This window comes from Arthrobacter nitrophenolicus, assembly GCF_000332815.1.
GTDB classification, from domain to species: domain Bacteria; phylum Actinomycetota; class Actinomycetes; order Actinomycetales; family Micrococcaceae; genus Arthrobacter; species Arthrobacter nitrophenolicus.
On sequence record NZ_AOFD01000049.1, the window covers coordinates 1 to 19035 of the forward strand.

The following is a 19035-nucleotide window of genomic DNA, read 5'->3' on the forward strand; positions in this document are numbered from 1 at the left end:
GATACAGCGAGTGCGCAGCGTTCCAGCGAAATGGGGGTCACGGCGGAGCTGCATGGCGGCGCGCTGTGAGGAAAACGGGGTCCGGGGCGCAAAAGGTGCGGGCCGGAGGTCGGGTACCTGGCGGCGCCCACTTCAAGACGCCGCCAGGAGAGTGATGGCTTGCAGGAGAGCCATCCGGCCGGGCCTTTCGGCCTGGCAACAGCAACTATCCAATGGGCGGATCAATAAAGAGCCCCCAAGGTCATCAAGAAACGGTCAAATTCCCTGCAGGAGTGTCCGATGCCGCGTGGCACCGTCGCATCGGCCGGGCGGCCAGCCTGGACCGCGGCCTGGTGCTCTAAACGGTTCCGTCTAGCGGGTTGGGGAGCCCCGCCGTCGTGCCGCGAAGGCGAACAGCGAGGTGGTGGCCACCGTGGCCAGGTACCCGGCAATCACAATCAGCGAGATCCCGGCCCAGAAGTAGTTGGTGGTGCTGGCCTCCTGCCAGGGGCTCGGCGCGATGCGGATCAGCGAGTAGACGGCCACGGCGGCGGATGCCAGTCCCAGCAGCACCGGCAGCGTCAGCCAGATCCGGGCCGAACCGATGTGTTCGCCGAAGCCGTCCCAGGCGTTCCAGGCGCCCCGCCGGACGATCAGCCACCCGGCAGGATCATGAACGCGCCCACCAGCAGGAACGCCGCCACCACGTCAGCGGGCCGGTGCCACTGGTTGATCAGCGTCGACACCCCGGAGGCGATGGCGAACGTGCCGCCAACAAAGCCCGCCATCGGCCGCCACCGCGGGGACGCCATCAGGAACACCGCGGCCGCCGCCGACGCCGCCAGCGTGGTGTGCCCGGACGGCAGCGAGTTGATGTCCAGCGTCACGACGCCCTTATCCGGCCGCGCCGGCAGCAGGGCCTTGAGCACCTGGGTGGCCACGTTGGCGCCGACGCAGGCCGCCACGGCAATCCCGGCCTCTGCCCAGCGCTTGCGGATCACCGTCACGAACAGCACCACGACGGCGGCCATCACCAGCGAGATGGTGGGCAGCAGGTCCAGGAACCTGGTGCTCGCCTTGCCTGCCGGGCCATGGATCTCCACGGCCTCCACCAGCGCTGACTCGTCAATGAACTGTCCAGTGGTGGTCTGGACGAAGTAGTAGTAGGTGGCGAGCAGTCCGGCGACGCAGGCCAGGGTGGCCAGCATGAACAGGAAACCCGAGCCCGGAGCTGGTCGGGATGCGGTCCTGGTGCCTGCCTGCCGTGAAATTGTCATCGGCTTAAGGGTGTCACAGAAAGCTGGGAGAGTGCTTGGGCTCCGGGGCGTGCCGCCGCGCTGGAGCAGGCGCGATCCACTGCCACCGATGGGCAGCCGGGATCAGGCGGGAGCGGCTGCCAGTTCCTCGATGATCTCGAACTGTTCGCGGACGCCGCCCTCCATGCCGGACTGGGCAATCATGTCGCGGACCTCCCTGCTGCCCGCGTTGGTGCGGATGCTGACCGTGGTGCCGCCGCCGTCGGCCTCCTCGAAGGTGACCGTGTTCACCACGGTGCCCTCCTCGCCGTCCGTCGACGTCTCGGGCATCTCCATCACCTCGGTGTGCACGATCCGCTCGTTGGGGACGATCTCCCGGTACGTGCCGTGGAAGGCCACCTCGAACCCGCCGTGGGCCACCATGACATACCGCCAGGTACCGCCCACCCGGAAGTCCATGTCCGCCACCGTCATCTCGCCCCGGCGGCCCGGCCACCAGCGCCGGACGAGCTCGGGCGTGGTCCAGGCGCGGTAGACCAGGTGCCTGGGTGCGTTGACCGTGCGGGTGATCAGGATTTCCTCGTCGCTGGGGAACGTGACGTCCATGGTGCTGCTGCCTGTCTGTGCCACTGCCCTGCTCCTCTTCTAGCTGTCCTGCTGTTTCATTTCGTCGAGCACGTCCTCGAGCAGGTCGAACCGCTCCGCCCAGAGGTGCTCATAGCCGGCCACCCACGCGTAGATGGGCTTCAGGGCCTCTGCGTTGAGCGAGTAGATGCGCTGCCTGCCTTCGTCCCGCACGTGCACGGCGCCCACTTCGCGGAGGACCCGGAGGTGCCGGGAAACGTGCGGCTGGGCAAGGTCAAGCCGGTCCACGAGTTCGCCCACCGTGCGCTCGCCGGCAGCCAGGGCGTCAAGGATCTCGCGGCGCCGGGGTTCGGCCACCGCATTGAAGGCGTCCTCTGTGGTAGCTGCGCGTGCCATACTGCAATCATATATCCATATTGATATGTTTTGAAGACCTCTCACCTGGCCGCCGTCCTGCGTCAGGGTCCGCAGCGCCGGTAGGGTAAATGCCATGCCTGCCACCGCCCCGCCCCTGCCGGACCTGCCCCCGCTGGAGGACCTTGTGGCCGGCGCACACGTGGTCAGCCTGCCCATGCGGGTAAAGTTCCGGGGCATCCTGGAGCGTGAATCGCTGCTGCTGCAGGGCCCGGCCGGGTGGGGTGAGTTCTGTCCGTTCCCCGAGTACGGCGACGCCGAGGCCTCCCGCTGGCTTGCCTCCGCCATCGAAGCCGCCTGGCTCGGGTTCCCCGCGCCGCTGCGGACGTCCATCCCGGTGAACGCCACCGTACCTGCTGTTCCGGCGGACCGGGTGCCGGAGGTGCTGGCCCGGTTCGGGCGGGTGGACGCCGTCAAGGTCAAGGTGGCCGAGCAGGGCCATACCCTCGACGACGACGTTGCCCGCCTCGCCGCCGTCCGGGCCGCCCTGCCGGATGCGGCCCTGCGCGTGGACGCCAACGGCGGATGGGACGTGCCCACGGCCGTCGAGGCACTCACCCGGCTGTCCGCCGTCGGGCTCGAATACGCGGAACAGCCGGTGCCCACCATCGAGGGCCTCGCGGAAGTGCGCGCGCAGTTGCGGGCCGCCGGCACCCCTGTGCTGATCGCCGCCGACGAAAGCGTCCGCAAGGAGGACGACCCGCTCCGCGTGGCCCGTGCCGGCGCCGCCGACCTCGTGGTGGTCAAAGTGGCGCCGCTCGGGGGAGTGCGGCGCGCCCTGGACATCGTGGCGCAGGCCGGCCTGCCCGCCGTCGTCAGCTCCGCACTGGACACCTCGGTGGGCATCCGCGCCGGCCTCGCTCTGGCCGCCGCACTGCCCGAACTGCCGTATGCGTGCGGACTCGGGACGGTGTCCCTGTTCGAGTCCGACGTCACCCTGGACCCCCTGACGGCCGACGACGGCGCCATCCGCGTGCGCGACGTTGCGGCCGATCCCGGGCTGCTGGAGCGGTACGCGGCCTCCGCGGAGCGGCGGGAGTGGTGGCTGGCCCGGCTGCGCCGGGTCCACGCCGTCCTCGCCGCCTGAGACGCTCTCCCACTACCCGCGGCTTCCCCCGGGACGCTCTCCCACTCGAGCAACATTCCTGCAGGTCACATGCGGTTAACCCTGGCTTCACCTGTCTGACGTTTCCCCGTAGAAAGCACCTGACAGGGTGGCACGGACCCCAGAGGAACATTTTGGAAGGCACCCTCATGTCTGAAACGCCCACCCGCAAATTCACGCTGCTGCCGATGCTCGGCCATACCAAGGGCAAGCGTAGTGCCGTCACCTGCGCCCTGAAGTGCGACAACGCCTGCGCCGGCGACGTCTGCAACACCAGCTCCAACAGCTACTTCCGCGACATTGCCTCCGCCACCATGTCCCGCCGCGCCGCCCTGGGCTTCGGCGCCGCCGGTGCGCTCGCCGTCGTCCTCGGTTCAGCGGTGAGCTCCGCCGATTCCGCCTCCGCGGCCGGACTGTCCAAGGCAGCCAAGGAAGGCTTCGGCAAGTCCAAGCTCCAGTTCACCGCCATCCCGTCCATCGACGCGATGGTTGACGCCGTCACCGTTCCGGACGGCTTCACGTGGCAGCCGATCATCCGCTGGGGCGACCCGATGTTCAAGGACGCGCCGGAGTTCGACCTGGCCAACCAGACGGCGGCGGCGCAGGAGAGGCAGTTCGGCTACAACAACGACTACACGGACATTCTGGAGATCCCGGGCAGCAAGGGCCGCCGCGCGGTGCTGTTCTCGAACCACGAGTACACCAACGACGCCATCATGTTCCCGCCCACCATGCCGGCAGACCAGGTGCGCGCTGTGGGGGCAGCCGCACACGGCCTGTCCGTGGTGGAGCTGGAGCGCCAGAACAAGAACAAGCCGTGGACCTACGTCAAGGGTGCGGAACTGAATCGCCGCTTCCTGAACTCGACGGTGTACGAGCTCACGGGTCCCGCCGCCGGCTCCGCCCTGGTCAAGACTGTTGAAGACCCCGCTGGCCGCTTCATCAAGGGCACCCTGGGCAACTGCGCCGGCGGCACCACCCCGTGGGGCACCATCCTGTCCGGTGAGGAAAACTTCCAGGGCTACTTCGTGGGCAACGGCACGTCCGCCGGCGACAAGCGCTACGGCATCACGTCCAAGCCCACCGCCCGCCAGTGGGAACTGGACGAACCGCGCTGGGACACCCGCAACCCCGGCTACGAGAACGAAGCCAACCGCTTCGGCTGGATCGTGGAGGTGGACCCGTTCGACCCCAGCTCCACCCCGAAGAAGCACTCCATGCTGGGCCGGTTCAAGCACGAGGGCGCCAACGTCATCATCGCCAAGTCCGGGCACGTGGTGGCCTACTCCGGCGATGACGAGCGCTTCGACTACCTGTACAAGTTCGTGTCCAAGGACAAGTACCGCGAGGGCGACCGCAAGCACAACATGACCCTCCTGTCCGCCGGTAGCCTTTATGTGGCGAAGTTCACCGGCAACTCGCCCGCCGCCGAAATCACCGGCACCGGTGCGGTCCCCTCCGACGGCGCCTTCGACGGCACCGGCGAGTGGCTCCCGCTGGTGCTTGACGGCAAGTCCGCCGTGCCGGGCATGTCCGTGGAAGAGGTCCTGGTGTACACCCGCCTGGCCGCCGACAAGGTGGGCCCCACCAAGATGGACCGCGCCGAGGACGTGCAGCCGAGCCTGCACACGGGCAAGGTGTACGTGGCCTGCACCAACAACTCCAACCGCGGCACCGGCACGAACGAGGGCGCCAACGAGGTCAACCCGCGCAACCAGAACCGCGACGGGCACATTGTGGAGATCACCGAAACCGGCGACCAGACCTCCACCGCCTTCACCTGGAACCTGCTGATGGTCTGCGGCGATCCGGCCCAGGGCGACGTCACCTACTTCTCCGGCTTCCCGGTGGACAAGGTCTCGCCCATCTCCTGCCCGGACAACCTGGCGTTCGACTCCGTCGGCAACCTCTGGATCTCCACCGACGGCGCCCCCTCCGGCATCGGCCGGGCGGACGGCCTGTTCAAGGTCACGCTGGAGGGCGCCGAGCGCGGCAAGGTCGAGCAGTTCCTCGCCGTCCCGCGCGACGCCGAGACCTGCGGCCCCATCATCCATGACGAGGAGCGCAGCGTGTTCGTCGCCGTGCAGCACCCGGGCGAGGACGGCACCTTCGAGAACCAGGTGTCCTTCTTCCCGGACTACGTTGCTGCAGGCACGACGCCGGCCCCCGGCCAGGCGCGCGCCCCGCGTCCGTCCGTGATTCAGGTCTTGCCCATCCGCGACTAACCCCTGTTGCCCTATCACTATTGGTCCCTAAAAGCTCTGTTTGGGAACCATAAGTGATAGGGCAACGCAGGGAGGGAGGGGGTGGCAGACTGGTTTGGTGACTTCGTTGAACGACTCTGCCCCCGACGCTTCCCCGGGCGCTACGGACACCGCCCCTGAGCTCAGCGCCCTCGCGGCGGCGCGGATCGCCGTCGGAATCCTGCTCGACGGCGGGGTGCGGCACGTGGTGGTTTCGCCCGGTTCCCGGTCGGCCCCCATGGCGTATGCGCTGGCCGAGGCGTCCGCAGCGGGCCGCGTGGAACTGCTGGTCAGGATCGACGAGCGCGCCGCCGGCTTCACGGCCCTGGGCCTTGCCCTGTCCACCGGTTCCCCGGCCGCCGTGCTGACCACGTCCGGGACCGCCGTCGGAAACCTGCTGCCTGCGGTGATGGAAGCCAACCACGCCGCCGTGCCGCTGATCGTCCTGTCCGCTGACAGGCCGGACGAACTCCGTGGAACGGGCGCCAACCAGACCACTGTCCAGCCGGACCTTTTCGGCGAACAGGTCCGGTTCGCGGCGGACGTCCCCGCGGGCAGCGACCCCGAACGTGCCATCCAGACCGGGCTTTCCGCGGCCACCGGCGCCTTCGCCGAGATCCCGCCCGGGCCGGTGCAGCTCAACCTCGCCTTCCGGGATCCGCTGGTCCCATCCCCGGACGAGGGCCTCCCGACGGCGGTGGAGCGGCAGCGCTACCGGATCGGGACAGAGCCGCTGGTCATGAACCTGCCTCCCGTGGCTGAGGAGTTGCCGGAACGGCGCAGCGTGGTCCTGGCCGGGCACGACGCCGGTCCCGTGGCCGAAGCCTTCGCCCGCGCCCACAACCTCCCGCTGCTCGCCGAGCCGTCGTCCAACTCCCGGTTTGGCCCCAACGCCGTGGGCCCGTACCGGCTGCTGCTGGAACATTTCGGGCCGGATTCCACGCAACCCATTGAACGCGTGGTGCTGTTCGGCCGGCCCACCCTCTCCCGTCCGGTGGCTGCCCTGCTGGCCCGGCCCGAGGTCCAGTCCGCCCTGTACCAGCCCGTTCCGGTGGCCTGGTACGAGCCCGGCCGGCGCACCGAACTGCCGCTGGAGAACCTGTCCGACCTCGCCGACTTCGCCGGCCGCGGCACCTCCGCCTGGCTGGATACCTGGCTGCTTGCCGGATCCGCCGCGCAGCACGCCCTGGACGGTGTGCTGGCCGCGGAGGCAGCAGCCACCGGGCCTTCGGTCGGTGCGCTGGTGTGGCGGCACGCGCGCGGGCAGCTGCTGCTGGGCTCATCGAACGGCATCCGCGACGTGGACCTCGCCGGCCTGCCAGCGCCGGAGCCGTCCGCCACCGTCTACGCCAACCGTGGCCTTGCCGGGATCGACGGCACCATCTCCACCGCCACGGGCATCGCGCTGGGCGGAAGGCAGGAAACCACTGTCCTGCTGGGCGACGTCACCTTCCTGCACGACGCCGGCGGCCTCCTCCTCGGTGCCGGGGAGGAGCAGCCGGACCTGCGGATGGTGGTGCTCAACGATGCCGGCGGCGCCATCTTCGGGCTGCTCGAGCACGGCGCGGTGGAGGAAGGCGGAAAGTACGGAGACGCCGTCGAACGCCTCTTCGGCACCCCGCACTCGGTGGACATCGCGGCACTCGCCGCCGCGTACGGCGTCGGGCATTCGGTGGTGGGCACGACGGCGGGACTCGCCGAGGCGCTCGCCCGGCCCGTGTCCGGACGCACCATCGTGGAAGTCCGCACCGACCGTCATTCCCTGGGGCAGCTGCACGCGCGGATCAAGGACGCCGTGGCCGCCGCTGTGGTGGGAGTACTGGTCCCGTAGGTTTTCCTGTTGGGCCGGTCAGCCTGTTGGTGGCGTGAACTGGCTGGCGGTGAAGACAGCCCCCTGCGGGTCCCGGATCAGGGCCTCGCGCGTCCATCCCGTATCGTCCTGCCGGAGAACCTGGGCGCCGAGCCGTTCGGCGTCGAGGGCCGTCCGGTCCCGGTCGGCCACAGCAAACGTGACGTGCCAGTGCGGCACCCGGTCGGCTGCAATGGGCACGATCCAGGCGACGGCGTCCGCGAAGCCGGGTGGAGCCGCGAATTCGGACTGCCGTGCCCTGATGTCCGGATCGACTGTCTTTTCAAGGAGCTCGCCGTATCCGGGCACGCGGACCATCAGCCGAAGTCGGCGTCGTCCGCGCCGAAGCCCACCTTGTCCACCTGCCAGCCGAACGCGCCCTGGTAGAAGCCGATAGCCGCCTCCGGATTGCGTGTGTGGAGGTCGCTGAAGTTCCACGTCCCGGGCTGGTTGACGGACTGCGCCCCGCCCTGCCGCTTCGGCTGCCAGAGGCGGAATTCCGCGCCCTCCGGGTCTGCCAGCGCCGCACTGCGGCCGTCCTCGCCCGCATCCGTTGCCGGCGCCCGCAGCACGGCGCCGGCAGCGACCAGCCGGTCCACCGCTGCGTCCGCGTCCCTGACCGCGATGTAGGTGCTCCACGCGGTTGTTTCTTCGCGGCCGCTGGCGATCCCTGCGACGTCCGCGCCGTCCAGCTGGGCCACCAGGTAGCGGTCCGTCCCGCCGCCCGGAGCTGCCTCCCTGAACGTCCAGCCGAAGAGTCCGGCATAGAAGGTTGCTGCCGCGTCGATTTCCGGCTGGGTGGTGTCGATCCAGCACGGGACCCCCGGAGGGTACGTCCGTCCGCTCATGTTCCGCTCCTGCTTTCCTTGATCGCTGCCTCGAATGTGGGCAGGCTCCGCTCGATCATGTCCTCGTTGGCTGTCAGGGACATCCGGAAAAACCCGGGCGTCTCGAACAGCGTGCCCGGGAAGACGAAGACGTCGCGGCGGGCGAGGGACTCGGTGAACGCTTCGTCGTCCGGACCCGGGGTGCTCACGAACAGGTAGAACGTGCCCTCCGGCGGCTGCATGCGGTAGCCCATGCTGCCGAGCGCGTCCACCAGGCGGTCCCTGCGCCGCTCCAGCTGGCCGACGTCGATGGAGAACTTCTCCAGCTCGGGAAGCGCGTGCTGCAGCAGCGCATTGGGGTAGACCCAGCCCATCGCCACCTGCAGCCCGCTGATGGCCGGTGCCATCTCCTCGCGGTGCGGCATGGCCGGCGGCAGGGCAAGGTACCCCACCCGCTGGCCGGGGGAGAGGTGGGTCTTGCCGTAGGAGTAGGCCAGCAGCGTGTACGGGTAGTACTCCGCGGGGCTGTGGAAGCGCGCGCCGTCGAACACAATGCGGTTGTAGGCCTCGTCCGAGATGAGGTAGATGCGCCGCCCGATCCTTGCAGACGCACTCTCGAGCAGGTCGGCGAGCCGGCGCAGCAGCTCCGGGGGATAGATCCGGCCGGTGGGATTGTTGGGCGAATTGACGATGACCACCCGCGTCCGCTCCGTGATGGCCGCTTCGACGGCAGCGAGGTCCAGGTCGAACGTGGCGGTGCTGACCTTCACCTTCACCGGCACCAGGCCGGCTTCGAGGATCAGCGGCTCGTACAGGAACCATGGCGGCAGGCTGTAGACCACCTCGTCGCCGGGATCCGCCACGGTCTTCAGGGCCAGGGCGATCGCGGCGAACCCGCCGGTGGTGAGGAAGATGTCCTCTGTCCTGAAGGGCACGTCCAGCAGCCGCTCAAGGGACTGCGCGGCGGCCTCCTGAGCCGACTCCACGTTCGTTTTGTAGGCGAACCACTGGTCATCGCGGGGAACCAAGGCATCCCGCAGGGTGTTGACGTAGCGGTCCGGCGGCATCTGGTGGGGATTGCCGAACGTGAAGTCGCAGACGGTGCCCTGATCCTTCCCCGTGTTGAGGTACCGCCGGATGAAGGAGTCGACCCGCTGGAACGAGGGCACCGATGCCAGCCGCGCGGCACGCTCGGAGACTGCCGCCGGAGGTCGTGGGGACTGGAAATTCATGTCTGCGCTCCTAGATGCGCCGCCGGGTGGGGACGGCGGCCGGACGGGCAGCGCGCTGCTGAGCCAGGGCTGTGGTGGGACCTATTGTGTGCCCGGGCACCGCGGAAGTAAATGCCCGCACGAAAGGCGCGTGCCGCCGTCGTACGCTCCGCCCGGAAGCGAGGCGCAGATTGCCCACTGACGCACAAAATCCCCGGCGCTGCGGAAAAATCCGTGGCGCCGGGGACTGTGCGTGGCGAAAAGCGGGGAGGGCCTACTCTTCGATCTCGATGTGCGTGGGATCGAGCACGCGGCGCAGGAACTCTTTGGTGCGCGGCTGGGTGGGGGCACTGATGACCTGCTCGGCCGCGCCTTCCTCCACCACCACGCCGCCGTCCATGAAGACCACGCGGTCGGCCACTTCGCGGGCAAAGCCCATCTCGTGCGTGACCACCAGCATGGTCATGCCCTCCTTTGCCAGGTTCCGCATGACGGAGAGGACGTCGCCCACCGTCTCGGGGTCCAGGGCGGACGTGGGTTCGTCGAAGAGCATCAGCTCCGGGTTCATGCTCAGGGCACGGGCGATCGCCACGCGCTGCTGCTGGCCGCCGGAGAGCTGGTCCGGGAAACGGTCGGCCAGGTGCCCCAGGCCCACGCGCTCCAGGTTATGCATGGACACTTTGTCCGCCTCCGCCTGGGAGCGCTTGAGGACCTTGGTCTGGGCGATGGAGCAGTTTTTCTTGGCGTCCAGGTGCGGGAACAGGTTGAACTGCTGGAACACCATGCCCACCTTGCGGCGCATCTTGTCGATGTCCACGTCCGGATCGGTGGCCTCGAAGCCGCCCACGTGGATGCTGCCCTGGTTCGGCTGCTCCAGCAGGTTGACGCAGCGGAGCAGGGTGGACTTGCCGGACCCCGAGGGGCCGATCAGGCACACCACCTCGCCCGGTGCCACGTCCAGGCTGATCCCCTTCAGGACCTCGTTGGAGCCGTAGGCCTTGCGCAGGTCCTTGATGGATACGCCTGCCGCGTGGATGGTGCCGGTGCTGCCGGCGGGATGTACGACGTCGTTCATGGCTTCCCTGCCTATCGCTTGGTCCGCGCGGAGCGGCTTTCGAACTTCCGGGCCAGGAGGCTCAGGGGGATGGTGATGACCAGGTAGAAGGCGCCGGCGACCAGGAGCGGCGTCAGGCCGGCGCCCAGGCTGGAGATGCCGTCGCGGCCGAACTTGGTGAGTTCGTACTGCGAGGCGGTCAGGCCCAGGACGTAGATCAGCGAGGAGTCCTTGGTCAGCAGGATGATTTCGTTGGTCAGCGGCGGCAGGACGATCTTGAACGCCTGTGGAATCACGATGGTCACCATGGCCCGCCACTGCGGCATGCCCAGCGACCGGGCGGCTTCCATCTGGCCCTTGGGCACAGCCTGCAGGCCGGCGCGGAGGGTCTCGGCAATGTAGGCCGAGGCCACCATGCCCAGCGAGATCATCACGATCACGGTGACGTTCCACGAGACGCCGAAGGCCAGGGGGACACCGTAGCCGAAGGCGATGAACACCAGCAGGGCCGGGATGCCGCGGAAGAATTCGATGTAGCCGGTGGCGATCCAGCGGTAGAGGGGGAAGCTGGACAGCTTCATCAGGGCCAGCAGCAGGCCGCCGGACAGGCCCACGATGAAGCCCAGGAACGTATAGATCAGGGTGTTGACCAGGCCGGTGACGAAGATGCCCGGGAACATCGGGCCGATTTTGGCGAAGTTGAAGACGCTGTTTCCGATGGTTTCCCAGTCGGTGGCCAGGATCAGGGCGGCGATGGCCACTACAAAGATTCCGGCCTGGACGTACAGGCTTACTCTGGCGCGTTGACGTGCGGTCATTGCCATGGGGTGCTCACATTCATTATGCGTGGCTGGGGCGGACCGCAGAACAGCGTGTCCGGGGCCCCAACTGCGTGGTTCTCAGGGCCGCGAGGGCGTGGAGGCCAGGGATGCCCCAGGCCCGCGCTCTGGCTACTTGGCGGTTTCGCCGAACCAGGTGGTCTTGAACTTCTCCAGCGAGCCGTCCTCTTCCAGGCGCTCAAGCGTGCCGTTGACCTTCTCCAGCATCGCGGTGTTGCCCTTCTTCACGGAGATCCCCAGCTGCTCGCCGGTGGCAAAATCCTCAACGCTCTTGAACTTGGGGTCGTCCTTGATGGCGTAGCAAGGACTGACTGGTTGCCCAGGGCAGCATCGATGGTGCCGGCCTGGAGGGCCTGGACCAGGAGGCCGGTGTCCTCGAACTGCTGCGCCTCAAGGCCCTGTTCCTGCGCGTAGTCGGCGCCGGTGGTGGCCTGCTGCACGCCCACCTTCTTGCCCTTGGCGTCGTCCAGGCTGCTGATGCCCGAGTCCTCGCTGGCAACCAGGGCCAGGTCGTCGTCGAGGTACGGGGTGGAGAAGTCCATGACGGACTTGCGGGTGTCCGTGATGGAGATCGAGGAGATGCCCAGGTCGCACTGGGTCAGGGCGGTGCCGGTTTCGATTGCTTCGAAGGAGCTGTCCACGATGCTGAGTTCTGCGCCGAGGTCCTTGGCAACTTCCTTGGCGATGTCGATGTCGTAGCCGACCGTCTGGCCGTCCTTTTCGAACTCGAACGGCTCGTAGGGGATGTCGGAGCAGACCGTGAGCTTGCCTGCGTTGATCAGCTGGATGCCGCCTTCGGACGCGGCCGGCGTGGAACTGCCGCCACCGCACGCCGTGAGGGTAAGGGCGCCGACGGCGAAGACTGCTGCTGCCTTGGCGGTGATCTTGGCCGTGGCCAGGGACTTGAGCTGCATGTTTCTTTACCTTTTGTTGCAGGGGTATGCGGTTCTAAATCGGTTCATAGTGTAGCGCCGATTATGAGATGTGCATCACAGGAAACTTAGTTTCACTATTGGATAACTAAACCACACAAGAAATCAAGCGTATCGGGCACGAAGTTGTCTGCTATTCCAGACTCGGGCTCGGATGGCCAGCTCAGCTGCTGATGCCGAGCGACTCCAGCATCGGGCGGAACTTGGCCCACGTTTCAGCCAGCTCCGCCTCAGGCTGGGAACCGTCCACGATGCCGCAGCCGGCGTACAGCCGGACTGTCTCCGGCCCCTCGATCACGGCGCCGCGGAGGGCAATGCCCCACTCGCCGTTCCCCGCCGCATCCAGCCAGCCCACCGGACCTGCGTACGGGCCGCGGTCCAGGTGCTCCAGCTTGCGGATCAGCGCGCCGGCCACCTGCGTGGGTGTTCCGCACACGGCCGCGGTGGGGTGCAGTGCGTTGATCAGCGCCAGGCAGGTGGGGACGTGGCCTTCCACTTCGGTGAGTTCGGCCTTGACGTCGGAGGCCAGGTGCCAGACGTTGGGCAGCTCAAGGATGAAGGGCTCATCGTGCGCGTTCATGGCCTCCGAGAACGGCGCCAGCTGCTTGGTGAGCGACTGGATGGCAATCTCGTGCTCGTGCCGCTGCTTCTCGGATCCGGCCAGCACCCGCGTGGCGTAGTCCATCGGCAGCCCGTCCTCGCCGTGCGCGTCGCGCCGGTCCAGCGTTCCGGCCAGCACGCGCGCCTGGGCTGTCCGGCCCTCCACCTGGATGAGCATCTCCGGTGTGGCGCCCACCAGCCCGTCCACCCCGTAGGTCCAGCATTCGCGGTACCGCGCGGCCAGTTCGCGCAGCACCTTCGCCGCGTTCACGCCGGTGGGGATGGTGGCCACCACGTCGCGGGCAAGCACCAGTTTCTCCAGCGCCCCGGTGCGGATTTCGGCAACCCCTGCGGTTACCGCCTCCATCCAGGCTTCCTCGCTGAGGGACCCGGTGTGGAGTGTTGCGCCTGCTGCCAGGGGGAGGGGACGGACGACGGCGGCGCCCGCCCGGCCGGGAACGGCGCCCTGCTGCGCTTCCGTGGCGGAGTCCGCTGCCGCCGTCGTGACGGTAGCGAAGGCTGCCGGGGTGTCCGCGGAGCCGCTGCCGAGCCAGCGGTCCAGGGCGGCGAGGGCGCTCTGTTCGGTGAGCTCGCCGTCGCCGAGCGTCAGCTGGGTGACCCAGACCTGGCTGTCCCGGACGCCCACCACGACTTCCGGCACGATCAGCCGGGACTCGTGCGCGGAGGTCTTGGAGAAGGCGAAGGACCCGAAGGCCACCGGGCCGGTGCCGGGCAACTCCACGTGGTCGGTGACGTCGGCTTCAATCACCAGGTGCCGCCACCAGATGTCGGCCTCGAGGAACCGTTCCGGGCCGGTGGCCGTGAAGCGGGCAATCTCGCCGAAGCCCGCCAGGCCGGCCTCGCGGCGGGTCCAGCAAAGGACATCGTCCCGCACCAGAAACGAAGGCAGCCCCCCGGGGAATGCGGTGCCATCCAGGGGGACTGTCAGGGTGCGGATCGTGCTCGTCATGATGAGACAACACTACTCCCGACCGCAAAGCCGGCTTCGGGGGACAGATCATAGGGCATCGGGGGAAGAGGCCGGGAGTCACAGGGCCGGTGGTCCGGGGCCAGCCGAACATTTGAGACAATGACATGGTGAACCGAGCATCCTTGGATAAGCGTCCGGACGAAGTAGCCACCATGTTTGACGACGTCGCACCGAAGTACGACGTTGTCAACGATGTCCTGTCCATGGGGCAGACCCGCCGCTGGCGCAAGGTTGTGGTGGAAGCGATGGAAGTCTCCAAGGGCCAGCGCGTCCTGGACCTGGCCGCCGGAACCGGCACCTCCAGCGAGCCATATGCCGATGCAGGCATAGATGTCGTGGCGTGCGACTTCTCCCTGGGAATGCTCAAGGTGGGCAAGCGCCGCCGCCCGGACATCAACTTCATCGCCGGCGACGCCACCAACCTGCCGTTCGCTGACAACACGTTTGACGCCACCACCATTTCGTTTGGCCTCCGCAACGTGAACGAACCCAAGAAGGCACTGCAGGAGATGCTCCGCGTCACCAAACCCGGCGGCCGCCTGGTCATCGCCGAGTTCTCCCAGCCCGTGGTTCCGCTCTGGCGCACCATGTACACCGAGTACCTTATGCGCGCGCTTCCGGCCATTGCGGTGAAGGTTGCCTCCAACCCTGACGCCTACGTCTACCTTGCCGAGTCCATCCGCGCCTGGCCGGACCAGGACCACCTGGCAGCGTGGCTGCAGGACGCCGGCTGGGAAAACGTCACCTACCGCAACCTCACGGGCGGGATCGTGGCGGTGCACCGCGCCTTCAAGGCGGCCGACAGGACGCCCGACGGCGCTGCTGCCGCCATCGCCGCGCACAAGGGCCCGGTGGCCAAGCTCCGCCGCAACATCACCCGCTGACCGGCGTGAAGGTACTGATTGTCGGTGCGGGTCCGGCCGGATCCACCGCTGCGTATTACCTCGCCAGGGCCGGGCTCGAGGTCACGGTCCTGGAAAAGACGTCGTTTCCACGGGAGAAGGTCTGCGGTGACGGGCTGACCCCGCGCGCCGTCCGGGAGATCCAAAAGCTTGGCCTGCCGCACCCAGAGAACGACGGCTGGCGCCGGAACAAGGGCCTGCGGTTGATCGCCGGCGGCCGGACCATCGAGCTGCCGTGGCCGGAGGTGTCCGACTTCCCGCAGTACGGCCTGATCCGCACCCGGCTGGGCTTCGACGAGGAACTGGCCCGCCACGCCCAGGCCGCGGGTGCCACCATCCTCGAGCGGCACAGCGTCACTGATGCCCTGCATGCGGAAGACGGCCGCGTGACCGGTGTCCGCGCAGCGCTTTTGGACGAGTCCGGACGCAAGACGGGGGAGACGCGCGACTTTCCTGCCGACGTCGTACTCGCTGCGGACGGCAACTCCACGCGCACCGCTGTGTCCCTCGGCATCCGGAAGCGTGACGACCGGCCGCTTGGCGTGGCGGTCCGCACCTACTTCACCTCCCCGCGCACGGACGACGACTGGATGGAAGGCTGGCTGGAGCTTCCCGGCCGGGACGGCAAGCTGCTGCCCGGCTACGGCTGGGTGTTCGGCGTCGGCGACGGGACCTCCAACGTGGGCCTCGGCATCCTGAACTCCTCGAAGGAATTCGGCAAGCTCGACTACAAGCAGGTCCTGCGCGAATGGACCGCCGGCATGCCCGCCGACTGGGGCTTCACGCCCGAAAACCAGGTGGGCGAGATCCGCGGCGCCGCCCTGCCCATGGGCTTCAACCGCACCCCGCATTACTCACCCGGCCTGCTCCTCCTGGGCGACGCCGGCGGCATGGTCTCGCCGTTCAACGGCGAGGGCATCTCCTACGCGATGGAGTCCGCACGCTTCGCCGCCGAGTTCATCATCGACGCCTCCGCCCGCCTTGCCTCCTCGGGCGGAACGTACGACGCCGACGCGCACCTGGCGCGCTACGCGGACTACGTGCGGGGCCAGTGGGGCTCCCACTTCACCCTGGGCCGGGTGTTCGCCGCGCTGATCGGCAAGCCTGTGGTCATGAAGCTCGCACTGCGTACCGGCATGCCCATCCCGGTGCTGATGCGGTTCGTGGTGCAGCTGCTGGCCAACCTGACGGACCCGTCCGCGAAGGGCTTCGAGGACCGGGTGATCCGGGTCCTCGAGTCGCTTGTCCCGGCCACATCCAATACATCGCCCACCCCGGCAGCATCCAATCAGCGGTATCCGCAACAAAAAGTTAGGGTTAACCCGTGACCAAACCCGCAGAGCACAGCTGGACCCACGCCGGACACGGCATGACCGACGCTGAACCAAGCCTCAACACCAGCGCCATTGCCACCGGACTCCAGCTCCCTGCGGGATTCGCCGCCATCGCCGAAGATGCAGAACTGGGCCCGGCCATCACCAACAACCTGGCCAAGGTGGAGAAGAAGCTCCGCGAGGCCATTGCCAACTCGGACCCGCTGGCTGACGCGACGTCGCGCCACCTGGTGGAGGCCGGCGGCAAGCGCATCCGGCCGCTGCTCACCCTGCTGTGCGCCCACCTGGGCGACGCCTCCCTGCCTGCGGTGGTGCAGGCCGCCGTCGTGGTGGAACTGACCCACCTGGCAACGTTGTACCACGACGACGTCATGGACTCCGCGCCGTTCCGCCGCGGTGCCCCCACGGCCCACGAGGTGTGGGGCAACTCCGTGGCGGTCCTCACCGGCGACCTGATCTTCGCCCGCGCCTCCATCCTGGTGTCCGAGCTGGGCTCGCGCGCACTGGGTATCCAGGCCCGCACCTTCGAGCGGCTCTGCCTGGGGCAGCTGCATGAAACCGTGGGCCCGCGGCCGGACGAGGACCCGGTGGAGCACTACCTCTCGGTGATCGCTGACAAGACCGGTTCGCTGGTTGCGGCGTCCGGCCAGCTCGGCGCCATCTTTGCCCAGGCCGATCCCGCCTACGAAGCCGTGCTGGTGGAATACGGCGAGAAGGTGGGCGTGGCCTTCCAGCTCGCCGACGATGTCATCGACGTCACCGGGGTCAAGGTCAAGTCCGGCAAATCGCCCGGAACGGACCTCCGCGAAGGTGTGCCCACCCTGCCCGTGCTGCTCCTGCGGAAGGCTGCCGAGGACGGCGACCAGTCCGCCGTCGAACTTCTCAAGCTGGTGGACGGGGACCTGAGCTCGGACGAGGCGCTGGCCGAGGCCGTGGCCGGGCTGCGCGCGCACCCCGTGACGGCCGAGTCCTGGGTGGTGGCCCGGAAATGGGCCAACGAGGCGATCGCCGCGCTGGCGCCGCTGCCCGAGGGCGTGGTCAAGGAGTCGCTGAGCAACTTTGCGCTGGCCGTGGTGGACCGCGCCAGCTAGATCCCGCACCAGCCAGTTTCCATGGCAGAAGCCCGGCTCCCCCCAGGCGCCGGGCTTCTGCTTTTCCGGCGCTGCCGACCCACAATCCGGTAGCGCCGGTTAAACGGGATAGCCCCGGTCCGCGGCAACTTGCATTGCTTTGAACCGGGACTATCTCTCCGTTCGCATCAGACCCGCCGGAGGCGTTTAGCGGATCCGGAAACAGTCTATGACAGATCTGTCACAAAAGGCAAGCGATAATTTACTGCCGGTGTCACAGTGTTTTCGGCGCCTCCTGCCGTCCGTCATGGGGCACATTGAGCCCTTGATTTAGACCCGGCGTCCAATCTCCCGGCGAGTCCGTGTCGATGTGCCCCGCGACCGTCGCACTGTCCACATATGACAGCTCCTGACTGCCCGAGAACCAGTGGTCCGGCCACCGTGGATTCATGGACATTGACACTTTCCTCCGCCAGCGGGGTGGCGCCGCCCGCACAGCCGCCCTTGCGAAGGCCGGATATTCCAGAACCCGGCTGGCGAAAGCACTCGAGGCCAACCAGATCACCCGGGTCCGCCGCGGCGTTTACAGCCTGCCGGATGAAGGAGGAGTACTCGGGCTGGCGCTGCGGCACAATGCACGGCTGACCTGCCTGTCGGCGGCGCCGATTTATGGGCTGTGGGCCCTGCGGGAGGCTGAGGTGGCGCATCTGAGTCCGGGCCACAAGAAGACAGTTCCGGGAACACTGACCCACGGCCGCCTCCTTCACCGGGTCCACCCGCTGCTGCCGGTTGCGGGTTTGGCCGATGTCCTGATCCATGCCCTGCACTGCTTGCCTGAGATCGAGGCGCTGGTCTTGGTGCAAACCCCACTTCAGCAGGGCGATGTCACCCTGGACTTCCTGCGGCGCAAGCTTCCCGGCAACCGCAACGCGCGCGCCAGGGCCGTCCTGGATTACGTGATTCCACGCGCGGACTCGCTCCTGGAGGTGCTGGCCAACTACCACTTCCGGAGGGCTGGCCTGCATGTCCGGCGGCATGTCCAGGTTCCCGGCGTGGGCGAAGTGGACTTCCTGATTGAGGAGTGCCTGGTGGTGGAGACGGACGGCGTCACGCACCTGGAGCCCAAGCAGGTCAAGAAAGACCGGGCACGCAACAATGCCACCGTTATCGGTGGACTCCTCTGCCTTCGGTTCGGGTACGCCGACGTCGTCCATCACCCCGAGCGCATGGTGGCCCAGGTACTGGCCGTGCTGGAGCAGAGCCGGCGGGGAGCCTTCAATCCCTGCTGAGTGCCGCCGTCGTGGGGCACTTTGGCAGGCACAAACGGGGAACCAGGCCCGGAGCACGGCGTGTCCGTGTCAAAGTGCCCCAGCATCGCCGCGGGGAGTGGGCGCCAAAAGAGTTGAAAGCCCTAGTCCTCGTGCTCGTCGTCCTCGAAGGCCCACTCGAACATGTCGAACACGAACTCCGAGAACGTGCCCTCTTCGGACTTCCACTGGCCGCGGGCATTGTTCCGGCGGTAGACGATGGGATCCGGGACGCTGAGGTCGCCCACGCGGAAGCCCCAGGTGTACTCCTCGTCCTCATCCTCGAGGAACATGAGGAATCCCTCGTCGTCCACTTCGAGCTCGTCCGGGTCCCAGAAGTAGTGGTAGGCCTCCATGAGGTCCTCGCAGCCGCCCAGCGCCAGGTAGAACTCGCGCAGCACCAGCGGGATCTGGAACTGGTGCTCGGCCAGGGCCTTGTCCAGCTCCTCCTCGGACAGCCCGTCCGCTTCCTGCCATTCATCCTCGAGATACTTCGGAACAAGCGCGCGGAACTTCTCGAGGAACATGTCAGTCATG

16 protein-coding genes and 2 pseudogenes are annotated in these 19035 nt (G+C 67.8%); 7 read left to right on the plus strand and 11 right to left on the minus strand.

What is annotated here, in order from left to right:
* Positions 1 to 351: 351 nt before the first annotated feature.
* The 3 genes and pseudogenes from G205_RS15730 to G205_RS15740 all read right to left on the minus strand — a co-directional run bounded on the left by G205_RS15730 (position 352) and on the right by G205_RS15740 (position 2216).
* A pseudogene (locus G205_RS15730) lies at positions 352 to 1256 on the minus strand (phosphatase PAP2 family protein).
* A 102-nt stretch (positions 1257 to 1358) separates the two neighbouring features.
* Positions 1359 to 1865 (minus strand): SRPBCC family protein, encoded by a 507-nt coding sequence (locus G205_RS15735; protein WP_009358854.1) that lies wholly within the window; start codon positions 1863 to 1865, stop codon positions 1359 to 1361.
* Between the two features lie 15 nt (positions 1866 to 1880).
* On the minus strand, positions 1881 to 2216 hold the full coding sequence (locus G205_RS15740; protein WP_009358855.1) for an ArsR/SmtB family transcription factor: 336 nt from the start codon (positions 2214 to 2216) through the stop codon (positions 1881 to 1883).
* A 94-nt stretch (positions 2217 to 2310) separates the two neighbouring features.
* On the opposite strand from G205_RS15740, the gene G205_RS15745 reads away from it, so the two are divergent.
* The 3 genes from G205_RS15745 (at position 2311) to menD (ending at position 7413) form a co-directional block, all read left to right on the plus strand.
* Positions 2311 to 3321 (plus strand): o-succinylbenzoate synthase, encoded by a 1011-nt coding sequence (locus G205_RS15745; RefSeq protein ID WP_009358856.1) that lies wholly within the window; start codon positions 2311 to 2313, stop codon positions 3319 to 3321.
* A 167-nt stretch (positions 3322 to 3488) separates the two neighbouring features.
* Complete coding sequence (locus tag G205_RS15750) at positions 3489 to 5564, plus strand: PhoX family protein (RefSeq protein WP_035753402.1); 2076 nt, start codon at positions 3489 to 3491, stop codon at positions 5562 to 5564.
* A gap of 97 nt (positions 5565 to 5661) precedes the next feature.
* Entirely contained in the window at positions 5662 to 7413 is a 1752-nt protein-coding gene (gene menD / locus G205_RS15755; RefSeq protein ID WP_035753424.1) for a 2-succinyl-5-enolpyruvyl-6-hydroxy-3-cyclohexene-1-carboxylic-acid synthase, read from the plus strand.
* An 18-nt stretch (positions 7414 to 7431) separates the two neighbouring features.
* Here the strand turns inward: menD and G205_RS23050 are convergent, their stop codons facing one another.
* The 7 genes and pseudogenes from G205_RS23050 to G205_RS15785 form a co-directional block, all read right to left on the minus strand.
* Positions 7432 to 7749 carry a VOC family protein gene (locus tag G205_RS23050; RefSeq protein WP_235046972.1) on the minus strand — a complete coding sequence of 106 codons (318 nt, stop codon included), beginning with the start codon at positions 7747 to 7749 and terminating at the stop codon, positions 7432 to 7434.
* A complete protein-coding gene (locus tag G205_RS23055; RefSeq protein ID WP_235046974.1) occupies positions 7749 to 8279 on the minus strand; it encodes a VOC family protein in 531 nt (176 codons plus the stop codon). Before G205_RS23055 ends, G205_RS23050 begins: the two co-directional genes overlap by 1 nt.
* Entirely contained in the window at positions 8276 to 9490 is a 1215-nt protein-coding gene (locus G205_RS15765; protein ID WP_009358859.1) for an aminotransferase class I/II-fold pyridoxal phosphate-dependent enzyme, read from the minus strand. Before G205_RS15765 ends, G205_RS23055 begins: the two co-directional genes overlap by 4 nt.
* Before the next feature lie 253 nt (positions 9491 to 9743).
* Positions 9744 to 10544: an amino acid ABC transporter ATP-binding protein gene (locus G205_RS15770; protein WP_009358860.1), complete on the minus strand. Its 801-nt coding sequence runs from the start codon at positions 10542 to 10544 to the stop codon at positions 9744 to 9746.
* Between the two features lie 11 nt (positions 10545 to 10555).
* A complete protein-coding gene (locus G205_RS15775) occupies positions 10556 to 11347 on the minus strand; it encodes an amino acid ABC transporter permease (RefSeq protein WP_035753405.1) in 792 nt (263 codons plus the stop codon).
* Between the two features lie 126 nt (positions 11348 to 11473).
* Positions 11474 to 12276: pseudogene (locus G205_RS15780) on the minus strand (ABC transporter substrate-binding protein).
* A gap of 181 nt (positions 12277 to 12457) precedes the next feature.
* Positions 12458 to 13864 carry an isochorismate synthase gene (locus G205_RS15785; RefSeq protein ID WP_009358862.1) on the minus strand — a complete coding sequence of 469 codons (1407 nt, stop codon included), beginning with the start codon at positions 13862 to 13864 and terminating at the stop codon, positions 12458 to 12460.
* 128 nt (positions 13865 to 13992) lie between these two features.
* Between G205_RS15785 and G205_RS15790 the strand changes: the two genes are divergently transcribed.
* The 4 genes from G205_RS15790 to G205_RS15805 all read left to right on the plus strand — a co-directional run bounded on the left by G205_RS15790 (position 13993) and on the right by G205_RS15805 (position 18480).
* Entirely contained in the window at positions 13993 to 14769 is a 777-nt protein-coding gene (locus tag G205_RS15790; RefSeq protein ID WP_235046978.1) for a demethylmenaquinone methyltransferase, read from the plus strand.
* Between the two features lie 5 nt (positions 14770 to 14774).
* Complete coding sequence (locus G205_RS15795; RefSeq protein ID WP_009358864.1) at positions 14775 to 16115, plus strand: geranylgeranyl reductase family protein; 1341 nt, start codon at positions 14775 to 14777, stop codon at positions 16113 to 16115.
* Positions 16112 to 17212: a polyprenyl synthetase family protein gene (locus tag G205_RS15800; protein ID WP_035753408.1), complete on the plus strand. Its 1101-nt coding sequence runs from the start codon at positions 16112 to 16114 to the stop codon at positions 17210 to 17212. The genes G205_RS15795 and G205_RS15800 overlap by 4 nt, the downstream gene beginning before the upstream one ends.
* A 428-nt stretch (positions 17213 to 17640) precedes the next feature.
* Complete coding sequence (locus G205_RS15805) at positions 17641 to 18480, plus strand: type IV toxin-antitoxin system AbiEi family antitoxin domain-containing protein (protein WP_009358866.1); 840 nt, start codon at positions 17641 to 17643, stop codon at positions 18478 to 18480.
* Positions 18481 to 18602: 122 nt separating this feature from the next.
* On the opposite strand, the gene G205_RS15810 is transcribed toward G205_RS15805, so the two are convergent.
* Entirely contained in the window at positions 18603 to 19034 is a 432-nt protein-coding gene (locus G205_RS15810) for an SMI1/KNR4 family protein (protein ID WP_009358867.1), read from the minus strand.
* Position 19035 lies beyond the last annotated feature (1 nt).